The 12,675-nt window shown below is 70.9% G+C and carries 13 protein-coding genes; 12 read left to right on the top strand and 1 reads right to left on the bottom strand.

The features are described from left to right. Nucleotides 1–32: 32 nt before the first annotated feature. From CW362_RS14575 to CW362_RS14590, 4 genes are all read left to right on the top strand, one after another. Nucleotides 33–1,403 carry an SCO6881 family protein gene (locus CW362_RS14575; RefSeq protein ID WP_103549863.1) on the top strand — a complete coding sequence of 457 codons (1,371 nt, stop codon included), beginning with the start codon at nt 33–35 and terminating at the stop codon, nt 1,401–1,403. An 81-nt stretch (nt 1,404–1,484) separates the two neighbouring features. Then, on the top strand, nt 1,485–2,957 hold the full coding sequence (locus CW362_RS14580; protein ID WP_103549864.1) for an SCO6880 family protein: 1,473 nt from the start codon (nt 1,485–1,487) through the stop codon (nt 2,955–2,957). Nucleotides 2,958–3,057: 100 nt separating this feature from the next. Beyond that, on the top strand, nt 3,058–3,519 hold the full coding sequence (locus CW362_RS14585) for a DUF6238 family protein (RefSeq protein ID WP_103549865.1): 462 nt from the start codon (nt 3,058–3,060) through the stop codon (nt 3,517–3,519). Between the two features lie 28 nt (nt 3,520–3,547). Further along, complete coding sequence (locus CW362_RS14590; protein ID WP_103549866.1) at nt 3,548–5,062, top strand: VirB4 family type IV secretion system protein; 1,515 nt, start codon at nt 3,548–3,550, stop codon at nt 5,060–5,062. 70 nt (nt 5,063–5,132) lie between these two features. Here CW362_RS14590 and CW362_RS14595 read toward each other — a convergent pair whose 3' ends face one another. Continuing rightward, the gene (locus tag CW362_RS14595) at nt 5,133–5,558 is read right to left on the bottom strand and encodes a DUF5958 family protein (protein WP_103549867.1); all 426 of its coding nucleotides are present in this window, start codon (nt 5,556–5,558) and stop codon (nt 5,133–5,135) included. A 124-nt stretch (nt 5,559–5,682) separates the two neighbouring features. Here CW362_RS14595 and CW362_RS14600 point away from each other — a divergent pair, with 124 nt between their 5' ends. The 8 genes from CW362_RS14600 to CW362_RS14635 all read left to right on the top strand — a co-directional run bounded on the left by CW362_RS14600 (nt 5,683) and on the right by CW362_RS14635 (nt 12,638). After that, complete coding sequence (locus CW362_RS14600) at nt 5,683–6,195, top strand: hypothetical protein (RefSeq protein ID WP_103549868.1); 513 nt, start codon at nt 5,683–5,685, stop codon at nt 6,193–6,195. A gap of 69 nt (nt 6,196–6,264) precedes the next feature. Continuing rightward, nucleotides 6,265–7,455, top strand: a complete 1,191-nt coding sequence (locus tag CW362_RS14605) for a hypothetical protein (RefSeq protein ID WP_103549869.1) — start codon at nt 6,265–6,267, stop codon at nt 7,453–7,455. Further along, the gene (locus CW362_RS14610; protein ID WP_103549870.1) at nt 7,452–7,802 is read left to right on the top strand and encodes a hypothetical protein; all 351 of its coding nucleotides are present in this window, start codon (nt 7,452–7,454) and stop codon (nt 7,800–7,802) included. Before CW362_RS14605 ends, CW362_RS14610 begins: the two co-directional genes overlap by 4 nt. Before the next feature lie 420 nt (nt 7,803–8,222). Further along, a complete protein-coding gene (locus tag CW362_RS14615) occupies nt 8,223–8,444 on the top strand; it encodes a hypothetical protein (protein ID WP_103549871.1) in 222 nt (73 codons plus the stop codon). A gap of 194 nt (nt 8,445–8,638) precedes the next feature. Next, on the top strand, nt 8,639–9,781 hold the full coding sequence (locus tag CW362_RS14620; RefSeq protein ID WP_162684081.1) for an AAA family ATPase: 1,143 nt from the start codon (nt 8,639–8,641) through the stop codon (nt 9,779–9,781). Continuing rightward, nucleotides 9,778–11,580, top strand: coding sequence for a hypothetical protein (locus CW362_RS14625; protein ID WP_103549872.1), 1,803 nt, complete (start codon nt 9,778–9,780; stop codon nt 11,578–11,580). The genes CW362_RS14620 and CW362_RS14625 overlap by 4 nt, the downstream gene beginning before the upstream one ends. Before the next feature lie 34 nt (nt 11,581–11,614). Beyond that, entirely contained in the window at nt 11,615–12,112 is a 498-nt protein-coding gene (locus tag CW362_RS14630; protein WP_206300958.1) for a hypothetical protein, read from the top strand. 100 nt (nt 12,113–12,212) lie between these two features. After that, nucleotides 12,213–12,638: a hypothetical protein gene (locus tag CW362_RS14635; protein ID WP_103549874.1), complete on the top strand. Its 426-nt coding sequence runs from the start codon at nt 12,213–12,215 to the stop codon at nt 12,636–12,638. The last annotated feature ends 37 nt before the right edge of the window (nt 12,639–12,675 follow it).

Raw genomic sequence — 12,675 nt, forward strand, 5'->3', positions numbered from 1 at the left:
CGCCTGGGACACGAAAGGAGGAGTAACTCCTCGTGGGTTTCTGTGATTACCCCCTGGCAGACAAGCTGTGCGCCGTCGGCGACGCGGTGGATTTCGCCTCGGACCCCGGCAAGGCCATCGGCGACTGGATGGCGAAGTCCGCCGGTGAACTGGCAGCCGCCGCAGCCGATTTGGCCGCCGAGGCGGTCGACACCACCACGAAGGTGGACCTCAACGCATCGTGGTTCGTCGACAACTACGAGACGCTGCTGCCACTGGGCCTGGTCCTGCTGGTCGCCACGTTCTGCGCGCAGCTGGTGCGGGCCGCCGTCCGGCGCGACGGACAAGCGCTGACCCAGGCGTTCACCGGCACCATGAGCGGCGTCCTGTTCGCCTTCTGCGCCATCTCTCTGACCACGGTCGCCGTCGAAGTGGTCGACGCCGTCAGCGCCGGCCTGTTCAAGACCGCCCACCTGAACATCGAGTCGGCCGTTCGACGCATCGTGAAGGTCAACCAGATCCCGGGGCTGTCCGGGCTGGGCTGGCTCGTCGCGGTCGTCGTCGGCCTCGGCGCCGCCATCGGGGCCTTCCTCTACTGGTGCGTGATGATGGTCCGCAAGGTCGGCATCCTCGTCATGGTCACGCTGGCCGTCTTCGCGTCCGCAGGCGGCGGCTGGGAGGCCGCACGGCGCTGGCGCCGGGGCTGGATCGAGGCCACCGCCACTCTTGTCGCCTCGAAGTTGCTGATGACCGTGATCTTCGTACTCGGCATCGCTGCCATGGGCGAGACCGAGGCCAAGGACGGCATCGCTGCCCTCGCCGACGTCATGTCCGGCACCGTGATCATGGTCCTGGTGCTGTTGTGCCCGTACGCCGTCTTCAAGTTCGTCCACTGGGCGGCCGACGGGACCGACGGCGAGTCCATCCACCGTGCCGGCGGTGCCGGAGCGCAGATCGCCAAGGCTCATGCCGAGAAGGCCGCCCGTAAGGCTGCGGCAGCTGTGGCCACCGTCGGAACCGGTGGCGCTGCCGCCGGAGCGGGTGCCGCACCGCAGGGCCCCGACACCGCTGGTGGTTTCCCCGGCGACATCGCCGCCAACCCGACCGGCGGAGGCGGAGAGGGGAAGGAAGGTTCGCAGGGCGGCGGAACGGTCGGTTCGCCCGGTGGCGATGCCATCAAGTCCGGTCTGGAGAAGGCCGTTCAGTCGGCGCCGACGAGCGTGTCCGACGACACCGGCGGCCAGGTGGGTGGCAGCCCAGGATCTGGCGGATCCGGGGCGAACGCTACGTCCGGCCTGGGCGGCGGATGGCGGTCCGCACCGCCGACCACGACCCCGCCGCCGCAGGGCGCGCCACCGTCCTCCGGCTCGCAGAACGCCACGTCCAACGGGGTGAGCGGACCGCCGCCTCCGACCGGCCTCTGATCACCTGCCCGTCTGCCGGGGGCGGGACGTGCACCGCGCCTCCCGCCCCCGGGTTCCACTCGCGCCTCCAGGACCCGCCCTATGACTGATCTATCCGTCGCCCCGGTCACGGTGAAGTTTCCGCACCGGTCCCGCCGCGGCATCCTCCTCGGCCTCTCCCTGCCCCAACTCGTCCTCGTTTCTTGCACGTTGGCGCTGCTGCTGATGACGGTGATCTCCACCGGACTGCTCGGGGCCGTCGTCCTGGCCCCGCTGTGGGCGGCATCCGGGGCGCTCGTCGCGATCCGCCGGCACGGCCGCTCCCTGATCGACTGGGCGCCGACCGTCGCTCGCTACGCACACCGCCGCCGTACCGGACAGACCCTCTGGCTCGCCCGCCCCGTCACCCGGCCCCGGCAGGACGGCGCCCTTCACCTGCCCGGCACCGCCGCCTCGCTCAAGGTCGTCACCCCCGGAGACTCCGTCAACGGCGCCGCGGCCGTCCACGACCCGCACCACCAGACGCTGACCGCCATCGCCCGCGTCAGCAGCCGCGCCTTCGCCCTTCTCGACCCCGCGGCCCAGAACCACAACGTGAGCAGCTGGGGACGCGCGCTGGCGGGCATCGCCCGCGCCGGGCACATCGCCACCGTCCAGGTGCTGGAGCGCACCGTCCCCGACAGCGGCGACACCCTCACCCGCCACTGGGCCCAGAACGGGCAGCCCCAGACCCCCGTCGCCGGACAGATCTATTCCGAACTGGTCGCCTCGGCCGGACCCACCGCCGCCCCGCACGAGACCTACCTCGCCGTCTCCCTCGACCTCAAGGCCGCTCGGCGCCTGATCCGCCAAGCCGGCGGAGGTTTGCCCGGGGCGTTCACCGTCATGGAGCAGACCACGGCCGGCATCGCGCAGGCCGCCCGCAACGCCGGACTCCAGGTCACCGGGTGGCTGACCGCGCGGGAGATCGCCGCCGTCATCCGCACCGCCTACGACCCGAAGGCCCTCGCCGCACTCCAGCAGTGGTCCGAGACCGGTCGCACGGAGGCCGACCCCGCAGCCGCCGGGCCCGTCGTCCAGTTCGAGGAGTACGACCGCCTCGCCACCGACAGCGCACGGCACGCGACGTACTGGGTGGAGAACTGGCCGCGCACCGAGATGGGGGCCGGGTTCCTGCACGGGATCATGTTCACGGCCGGCGTGCGGCGTAGCCTCTCCCTCATCTACGTACCGCAGGGGCTCGAGTCCGCGCTGCGAGACGTCCAGCGGAAGAAGGCGGCGATCATCGCCGACGCCAACGAACGCGCCCGCCGCGGACAAGTCGACTCCGAAGAGGACTCTGTCGAGTACGCCGACGTCAAGCAGCGTGAACGCCAGCTCATCGCCGGACATGCGGACGTGGCCCTGACCGGCCTGGTCACCGTCACCGCCGAGACCGACGCCCTCCTGGACGCCGCCTGTGCGCAGATCGAGACCCACGCCGTCACTTCGGGTGTCGATCTCCGGCGGCTCAACTACCAGCAGCCGGAAGCCTTCACTCTCACCGCCCTCCCGCTCGCCCGGACCGCCCTGTGAGTCAGTCCCGTCGACCGACGCCCTGGCCCGCTGCTCTTCGCTCGTCCGCGACGGACCACTCGTCGCCGCTCCTGCCTCCCGGCAAGAAGGACCACCGCTTTTGACCTCCCGCACACCTCCAGGCGACGCGCACCCCTACCTCCGCGCCGCGAGCGCCGGAGTCCGCCACCACACCCGGGCCCTTGCCTCATCCGACGCGACCGCGCCCCGGCGGGCGGACCGTCCGCACCTTGACGTGCTCCACGCCCACCTGACCGCCCTGCTCCAGCTCCTGGACCGCCTCGCCGAAACCACCCGTCCGCCGCACCCCGCCGCCGGCCGTCACCTGGCCGGCGCGCACACCCGTCTCTGGCAGGCCACCAGCGAGGTCCACTCCGCCTTCCATCTGCTGCCCGCCAGCACCGCGGCAGAAGGCGAGACGAACATCTGCCATCCAGAGCGGCTGCCCGAGGGGCCGCCCGTTCTGACGATCTGCCAGCGCCACCTCGCCGCCGGGCACGTCCTCCGCCGTAAGGCCACCCCCACCGACCTCCGTCCGCACGTCACGGCCTGTGTGCGATGAGCCCCGCCCGCAGAATCGAGGGCCCTCGATGACGAACCGGCCCGCCCGGCGCTCCCGCCGCGCCTCCGTCAGTCCGCTCTTCACGCCCGACGGCACCGACCGTGCCGGCCGCAAGGCCGCGCGTCGCCAGCTCGCCGAGGCCACCGCCAGGGCCCGCGCGGAAGCTGGCGCCCGCCAGACCGAGAGCACGTCTGCCGAGCACGAGATACCCGCCGCGCTCTACCCTCCGAGCGGCCGTCCTGGGACCGCCTCCGCGCGGGGGAACCGGTTGAAGCTGCCCGACCACCGCATGACGACGGCCGTGGCCGCCGGGGCATACCCGTTCCTGGCCGAAGGCGGCCTCGGCGCCGAGGGCATCTACATCGGGCGCGACGTCCACGCGGAAGCGTCGTTCGTCTTCGATCCGTTCGCGCTGTACGGCCGCGTAGAGGGATTCACCAATCCGAACCTCCTGCTCGCCGGGGTCATCGGCCAGGGCAAGAGTGCCTTGGCCAAGTCGTTCGCGCTGCGTTCGGTGGCCTTCGGATACCGCGTCTACGTGCCGTGCGATCCGAAAGGTGAATGGACGCCGGTGGCGGAAGCCCTCGGCGGCCGGTCCGTCGCTCTCGGCCCTGGTCTGCCCGGACGGCTGAACCCCTTGGACGCGGCCCCGCGCCCCGAGAGCGTGGCGGAGGCCGCCTGGGTCGGCGAGATCCGCAAACGGCGCCTGCTCCTGCTCGGTTCCCTCGCCCGGACGGTCCTGGGCCGGGACCTGACGCCCATGGAGCACACCGCCCTGGACGTCGCCCTCGACGCCGCCGTCACCCGCGCCGCCGCCACCGGCCGCACCCCGCTCCTCGGCGACGTCGCCGCCGCCCTCAACACCCCCAGTGCGCTCGACGAGGCCGCCGGGATGATGTCGGGTCGGCTCGGCGACGCCGCCCGCGACCTGGCCCACGCGATGCGGCGCCTCGTCCACGGTGACCTGGCCGGCATGTTCGACGCCCCCTCCACCGTCGCCTTCGACCCGAACGCACCGATGCTCACCATCGACCTGTCCCGGCTCGGCGGCTCCGGCGACGACACCGCCCTCGTCCTGGCCATGACCTGCGCGAGTGCCTGGATGGAGTCCGCCCTCTCCGATCCGTCCGGCGGTCGGCGCTGGATCGTGTACGACGAGGCGTGGAGGTTGATGCGGCACGTCGGGCTGCTGCAGCGCATGCAGGCCCAGTGGAAGCTCAGCCGCGGCCTCGGCATCGCCAACCTCATGGTGATCCACCGGCTGTCCGACCTGCTCACCGCTGGCGACGCCGGATCACAGGGCCGCGCTCTCGCCGAAGGACTCCTCGCCGACTGCAGCACCCGCATCATCTACCGCCAAGAGACCGACCAACTCCATGCCGCAGCCTCCCTGCTGGGCCTGACCTCGGTGGAGACCGACGCGATCTCTCACCTCAACCGGGGCCGCGGCTTGTGGAAAGTCGCGGGCAGGAGCTTCATCGTGCAGCACCTCCTACACCCCCATGAGCTGGTGCTCTTCGACACCGACGCTCGCATGCACTGAGAAGCCCCGAGTTCACGGAGCTCATCCCCGATAACCAGCCCAGCCAGCACCGGAGCGGCCGATGCTACGGCTACTCGGTCGCCGTCGGCAGGTCGTGCCATGCATGTCCACAGTCGCCCTTGCAGTACATCTCGCGGCGGCGAGTGTCAGCAACGGCGAACACGGAGACAAGGACACGGAACGCCTTGACGTGTTCAGCGGAGGGCAGGCCCGCGAACCCGTAGCGGGGCGGGTCCATGCAGATCATCACCGAGGGGTTGGCCGTGGGCTTCACACCGGACCGCGCCACCCCCGCACAGCCGTCCGCAGCAGTAATGTGCGCCTGCATCGCATAGCCGGCGACCTCCTGCAGAACCTCCTGCTGGCGTGTCGGGGCGAGGCCGGAGAACCAGCCCGCACCAGCATCCAACGTACGGAGCCCTTGGGAGATTTCGTTGACAACCCGCTCGGTCTCGCGCCGGAAGGTGCTGCCGTCGTCGCTGCTCGGTTCGGTCATCGCTTGATGATTTCACGATGCCAATTCCGGACGAAGGCCCGTATCCGCACCCGAGGCAGCGCGGGCAAAACCGGGAACCGTCCGCTGATGAGAGGAGCTACTTCTGTCCGACCTCGACCAGCAGATGCTGCTGATCACCCTGGCCGGCCAACTGAACGACGCCGCCGACAGGCTTCCGCTACCCGACATGATCCAGCCCACTCCGGCCCTCGCGAAGATCCTGGAAGACGAAATCCGCACCGTCGAGGGGCTGCTGAACAACCTCTCCAGCGAGTCCGCCTTCCGCTTCCGGGCCGGCAGCCGCGAACCTCTCCCGCCCGCCGCCCACATCAGACAGACCACCACCGCACTCGTGAAGGCTGCTGAACCAGTCGGCGCCGCGCTGCGCGATCTCGGCGCGGCCGTGTCCTGCCTGGGCCACGCCGACGACTGCCGACATCGGTCCGCAGGTCCCGAACGGGAACGGGCACTCGCCTTCGCCCGCGAGGGCCTGCTGTGGACCATCGCCCATGCGCACCGGCGCCTGGTCCACGCCGCGGCCCTGCTGCGCACCGCCGCCGAGCACCGCACCCCCTTCCCACCGCGGCGGGGAGCAACCCTGCACGGCCCGCGGCGGGCGAAGGGGCCCGCTCGCTGATCCCTGGTCCCCTTCCCGCGCCACCCACCTCGGCGAATGCGAATGCGCACTCCGCCCTTCAGGAACTCGATGTTCACCCACTCCGCTGAGATCACCCTCACCACCAGCCGAGCCCTCGGTCTCGTCGCCATCGCGTCCGGCGAGAACTACCAACAGGCCGAACGTGCTTTGGACGACGCCGGATTCAGCCGCCTGTCTAACGGAGCGTTCGTCTTCCCCCTCACCAACCCACAGGCCACCCGGTCCACCGCCAGCGCCCTGGTGCATCATGCCCACGCGCACTGCGCCACCATCACCCCCAGCAGCAGGCCCTACCTCGGCGACCTGGGTGCCGAGATCGCCGCCCGGCTCCCCGGTTCGTGGACAGCCGAGCTGCAGATCTTCAGCCACCCGCTGTGGCAGGAGGACCTCTGGCCCATGCTGTGGGAGGCCGACGAGATCTACCGTGCCCTCGAAGACCACCGCGTCCCCTTCGCCTCTGTGCTGAAAAACAGCGCCGACACCGAGTTGCTGCTGATCGAGCGCCCCGGCCACCGCAATGGGTACCTGCTGGGCGCTCTCACGGACCGGGAGCAAGAGGACCCCCGCACGGACCCCACCACACCGCACAGCATCGTGCTGTCGGCCGATCCCGACCTCGCCGCACACGCGATCGCCCACACCTTCCTGCCCTCCTACCGTCGCGCTCTGCACAACCAGAACCTGAACAACGTCCTGCGCGGCCTGGAGCGCATCCGGGAGGAACATGAGACGCTCCAGGTGATCAAGAAATCCGGCCGCTACAGCGACGGGGTACCTCTCAGTACCTCCCACCTGATCGCAGGACTGGCACGGGACTTCGCCGACCGCGCATGGCTGTCCTTCCGCGCCGTACTCGACCACGCCCCGGGCCTGCTCGCCCGCTGCCGACCCGCCGCCACCGCCTGGCCCGATGACGCCGCGGCGCTGGCCCGGCTGCACGAAGCCGTCGCCGACAGCCAGGACGCCTGGACCGAGTGGAACGACCTGCGACGCGACTTGTACTCGGTCCCCCAGACACTGTCCTCCCACGAGTGGAGCCAGGTCCGTGAGCGGCTCGGTCTCGCCGTCCTGCCGGCCATCGAGACATGGCTCGCCGACAGCGCAGCGTTCGAGCGTCAGGCCCGGGCCGCCGTGCCCGGTGGACCTGCCGCGCTGTCCGCGCCCAGTCCACGGCTACTCACCGCCACCGTGCCCGTCGTCGGTCACGCGCACACGGCCCGAACGGAGCGAAGCCGATGAGCGCCGAAGCGATCCGCATCACCCGCGGCCAGGGCGGCGAAGTCGAAGTCCACGGCCCGATCGACACCTTCGCCGCCAGTGTCCTGGCCCGCGCCGGATTCGATACCTGTCCCACGCTGCGTGGCCGGTGGATTCGCCTCCCGTTCGGCCTCGGTCCCACCTGGGAGAACGAGCACGCCACCTGGGCCGCGGAAATGCTCACCGCCGCCCGCTACGACGTCGAACTCGGCCCTGACCTGTGCGCCACGTCGCCCGCCCGGTCGGCACCGCCGGTGGCGGGCCGCACGAAGGTCGCGATGACCACGCAGCCCACCCCTGCCGGCAGTCCACGACGGCAACGACTCTGACCCGGCCGCCGGTTCCGCGTCCGCGATCACCATCCGGCTTCCCGAGTGCCCGCATCTCGGTTCTGTTAGGCCATCCCCCGGTTCCGCCAACACCAGAACCGTGTGCCTCGGGCCGCCACGGGGCCGAGGCACACAGTCCTCAACACCTCCATTCTTGAATCGCTTTGAGGAGATCCATCCATGGCAGTTGTTGGTACACCCGGCTATCAGAACGTGCGGAAAGGCGATTCAGGTAGCTGCGGGGCGGTGAGGCCCGCCCTGGAGCATGTCGGCAGTCATTGCCCATCGTTCGTGGTCCAGCCACGCACCGTTGATGTGCTGGAAGCTCCGGGCCCGCCTCGCCTTCGTCCAACACCCCACCGCTTTCCCGCCACCGCCGACAGGAGATCCGCCTTGCCCGAAGCACCAGCAGAGCCGTTCGTGACGATCCGGCACACCATCACCGGCGAGATCACCACCACCGGCTACAACGCCGCCGCCCGGCGGATCCTGCTCCAGGCCGGTTTCGAAGAGACGCCAGGCTGCGCCTGCCGAGCATCGGAACCCGGTACGGAGCGGACGCACGGGCCTGCTCGGCAGCCAGCGAGCTGCTCGTCGCCGGCCATCCCGTGCACCTGGACCGAGCCCTCGGTCGGCCGGTGAGCGCCGACGGTACGCCCCGGTTGGCCCGGTCGCCGATGTCGGCACAGTCCGTGATCCGCTCCGAGAGCGGCCAGCCTCTCCAGCACATCGCCAACCCCGCCCGCACCCGCATCTGTTGAAGGGCCCTCGTGTTGACCACACCCGGAACGCCTACCAGTCCAGCGCGCACCAAGGGCGGCGAACTACGGGCCAAGGTGGCCCGGCTGCTGGCCGACCGGTCGGCGGACACGCTCACCATCGGGGATATGGCCAGGCAGCTGGGCCACTCCCACGGCGCCGTCCGCAACGCCGCCCTCACCCTGGTGCGACGCGGCGAGGCCGACCAAGGCGGAACCGGACAACCGGAGTTCCGCGCGAACGGGAAAACCGCCGCAGCCGCGCAGACCGCTGTGATCAGCCCACCGGGCACCCACTCTCCCCGCGCCCAGGCGGCCACGGCCCGCACGACCATTCCCGCAGCAGCCACGCCCAGGCAGACCGGCCCGATCCGCCGCGCGGGGGGCCAGGTCTACCACCCCCGGGAGCTGGCCGATCTGCCCGACGTCGAGGCGTTGAATCGCTTGCGCGACGCCGACGTGCCGGTGCTGCTCTACGGCCCTCCGGGCACCGGCAAGACGAGTCTGGTCGAGGCGGCGTTCCCGGACCTGCTCACCGTCGCCGGTGACGGCGACACCACGGTCGGCGACTTGATCGGCGAGTACACGCAGGACGACGCGGGAGCCTACGTCTTCCAGTACGGTCCGCTGGTCACCGCGATGACCGAGGGCCGCGCCCTGCTGATCGACGATGCCACCTTGATCTCACCGAAGGTCCTGGCGGCGCTGTATCCCGCGATGGACGGGCGCAGGCAGATCCAGGTCAAGGCCCACAAGGGCGAGACCATCAAGGCCGAGCCGGGCTTCTACGTGGTGGCGGGCCACAATCCCGGCGTCCACGGGGCGGTTTTGACGGAGGCGCTCGCGAGCCGGTTCAGCGTGCAGATCCAGATCGGCACGGACTATGACCTCGCTCTGGCCTTGAGGATCGATGCACGGGTTGTCCGGGTCGCCCGACACCTCGCCCACCAGGTCGAACTCGGCGAGCTGGGCTGGGCCCCCCAACTGCGGGAACTGCTCAGCTACCAGAGGACCGAGGCCGTCCTCGGCACCAAGGCTGCGCTCGCGAACCTGGTCGGCATCGCTCCTGTGGAGGATCGCGACGCCGTCGCCGCTGCCGTCATCAAGGCTGTCGGCGTCAAGGAGGTCGCGCCCCTCACCCTCGGCAAGCAGCTCTCCGCCTCGGCCGTCCGGCAGCCCCCGGGCAGCACCGGCTCCGCGCGCCGGGGCCGCGCGCGATGAGCGCCCACCACCACGTCCAGTCCCCCGCCACCGCGCCGGACGACGACGCCGACCTCGCGCGCTGGGACGACGACGGCGCCCCGCCCGCGCAGCCCCGTTCCTCCTCGGACGCGTGGCTGCGCGTGGGAGCCGAACTCGGCGACCGGCTGGTCGACCTCTCCGGCCGCCAGGACCTCCTCGTCACCTGCCGCCCCGGCACGCGCAGCGGCGCACCGGCCGCGTTCTTCCCCACTCTGGGCGAGGTCGAGTTCGACGCCCGCCTGTTCGCCCCGCTCCAGCCCCACGAGATCCATCCGCGGATCGTGGGCGACGAGGACCGGTATCCCGCCGCCTGGGGAGTGTTCGTCCACGAGGCCGCGCACGCGGCCCACTCCGTCTGGACACAGCCTGCCGGAGCGGACCCCCGTGTCGTCGAGGCCGCGCTCCTGCTGGAGGAGAGCCGTGTCGAAGGCGCACACCTGATCACGCGGCCCGCGGACCGCACGTACCTGCGCACCAGTGCCCGAACTCTGGTCATGCCCGACATCGCCCACCCCACCCTCCAGGGCATCGAGCACGCCGCCGGCGTGGCGGCCCTGGTCCTCGGCCGCCGTGACGTCGGCATCCTGGATGCCGGCGAGACCCGGGCTGTCGCCGATCTGTGCGAAACGGTGCTGGGCGCAAACCTGCTGGCCACCCTCACCCGCATCTGGACCGCAGCCCATCAGTGCGCCGACCACGACGCCACGACCATGCTCGCGCACGCTCAAAAATGGTGCGACGCTCTGGATACCGCTGCCCCCGCCCTGCCCGTGCCGGAGAACCTCACCGATCTGCTGTGCGGCGCCGTGGGGGTCGTCATGGACAGCACGGCAGCCACCGACGCCGCCGACCTCGCGGCACAGGCCGCAGCGACCAACGCCGTGGCCGCGCAGTCCAAGGCGCAGGCACAGGACCGCGCCCAGCGGGCCGGGCAGCGACGCAAAGCCGCCGCCACCGCCAAGTCGGTCTTCAACGCCCGTGGCACCACCGTCACCCCCGACGGCACACCAGCGCCCCACGGCAGCAACCCGGTCACTGGCACCCGCAGGCCCACCGCCGCCGAGCAGAGTGCCGCCGCGCGCCTGAGCCGCGCCCTGCGTGCCGCCGCCTACCGCGAGCGGACCGAGGAGCGGACCACCAGCCCCACCCCGCCCGGCCGCCTCAACATGCGCGCGGCCCTCGCCCGCGACGCTCAGCGCGCGGCCGGGTCGGTCCCCACCGCGGAACCGTTCACCCACACCCGCCGCCGGAACTCCCCCACCCCACCGCTGCGTGTGGGTATCGCCGTCGACGTCTCCGGCTCCATGCGTGCCGCCTGCGCGCCCGTCGCGTCCGCTGCCTGGATCGTGGCACGCGCAGCAGCCCTGACCGACCCCGACTCCCTTACCGCCACCATCGCCTACGACATGCACCTGACCGCATTGACCCGACCCACCCACCGAGCACCAGAGCGCGTGACGACGTTCGATGCCAAAGGCGGCCACCACAACCTCGGCGACGCCATCGACGTACTCGACCACGGCCTCGAACTCCGCCGCCCCGGCGCCGGCCGCCTCCTCGTGATCGTCACTGACGCCCGGTACGGCAGCGACGAAACCGCTCAAGCCGTCACCCGCGTCAAGCAGCTCACTACCGCCGGCTGCGCCGTACTCCAGCTCACCCTCACCGCGAAGTCCCACCACTTGCCGGGGACCACCTTGCTGCACCTGCCCCAGCCCTCCAGCGCTCCCGTCGCCATCGCCACGGCGGCCACAGACGCCATCCGCCGGACACGCTGAGACGACGCAGAAGACAGAAAGCAGGAACAACCACGTGGCAATCCGTACGCAGTGGACCGTGGAGCACACGTGCTCCCACCAGGTGGTTCATGACCTGTCCGACCGTCCTGCCGACAAGCGGGCGGGTTTTGCCCGTTGGCTCGCGGCCAAGGACTGCACCGACTGCTGGAAGGCGGTGCGTGACGCCGACACCGAGTCCAAGAAGGAGTGGCTCGCGGCCAAGCGCGCCGCTGAGAAGGAGGCTGCCGTCGCCTGGGCGACGCAGTTCGACATGCCGCAGCTGGAAGGCCCGCAGAAGGCCCTGGACTGGGGCGAGCGCTCGCGCCACCAGCTGATGACGGCCGCGCACACCGCGCTGGTCGTGGAGGGAAGCTGGGGCGAGGCGGACTGGGCGGAGCTGGAGGAGAAGGCCCGCTCCGTAACCCGTGCCGGATGGTGGATCGACCAGCGCGACGCCGAGGGCACTGACCTGCTCGAACTCCTCGACGCAGCCACCGAGTCGGACCGCGGGACGGAGGACCCGTTCCGCTGACGGCGGGGAAACATAGCCGGGAACCTCCGGTTAGCCAAACCGGCGTTCCTCCGGACCATTGTTCCTCCCACCCCGCCACCGATCGCGTGGAAGGAACCGCATGTCCCAGCCCCCACCCACTTCGGCCTTCGCCCCGACGCCTGACCCGCTCACCCCCGACCGGGACATCACCCACGCCCACTTCCAGCCCGGTGACACCGTCGTCGTCTTGAAGGGGATATCCGGTGGGGAGCTATGGGGAGACGCGATGCGCGTTGTCGCCCCGTCCTGGCACACCCCGACCGACGAGGACGGTTGGCGGCTGCGTGATTCGACCGGCGGCACCCAGTCCTACGTCACCGGCCACCCCCGCTACCTCGTGCACCTCTCGCGCCGCTGCCCGGACTGCCTGATCTACCTGCGGGCCATGGAGGACGCCCTCCTGCTGCGCTACGCCGACCGCAACGAGCTCATTGACTGCGGCTGGTACACCATCACCGCCCTCAACCAGCTCCTGCACATCGCCGACATCCAGGGCAGCCGGTGATCCCCCGCCTGCACGAGCGGATCCACATGCCGTACGT

Origin of the sequence: Streptomyces populi, assembly GCF_002911015.1 — a bacterium.
Lineage (GTDB): Bacteria > Actinomycetota > Actinomycetes > Streptomycetales > Streptomycetaceae > Streptomyces > Streptomyces populi.

Excerpts from the sequence above, each read along its gene's own strand:
- CW362_RS14605 (WP_103549869.1), top strand. The coding sequence starts at position 6,265 with ATGTTCACCCACTCCGCTGAGATCACCCTCACCACCAGCCGAGCCCTC.
- CW362_RS14635 (WP_103549874.1), top strand. The coding sequence starts at position 12,213 with ATGTCCCAGCCCCCACCCACTTCGGCCTTCGCCCCGACGCCTGACCCG.
- CW362_RS14625 (WP_103549872.1), top strand. The coding sequence starts at position 9,778 with ATGAGCGCCCACCACCACGTCCAGTCCCCCGCCACCGCGCCGGACGAC.
- CW362_RS14590 (WP_103549866.1), top strand. The coding sequence starts at position 3,548 with ATGACGAACCGGCCCGCCCGGCGCTCCCGCCGCGCCTCCGTCAGTCCG.
- CW362_RS14600 (WP_103549868.1), top strand. The coding sequence starts at position 5,683 with ATGCTGCTGATCACCCTGGCCGGCCAACTGAACGACGCCGCCGACAGG.
- CW362_RS14580 (WP_103549864.1), top strand. The coding sequence starts at position 1,485 with ATGACTGATCTATCCGTCGCCCCGGTCACGGTGAAGTTTCCGCACCGG.
- CW362_RS14610 (WP_103549870.1), top strand. The coding sequence starts at position 7,452 with ATGAGCGCCGAAGCGATCCGCATCACCCGCGGCCAGGGCGGCGAAGTC.
- CW362_RS14595 (WP_103549867.1), bottom strand. The coding sequence starts at position 5,558 with ATGACCGAACCGAGCAGCGACGACGGCAGCACCTTCCGGCGCGAGACC.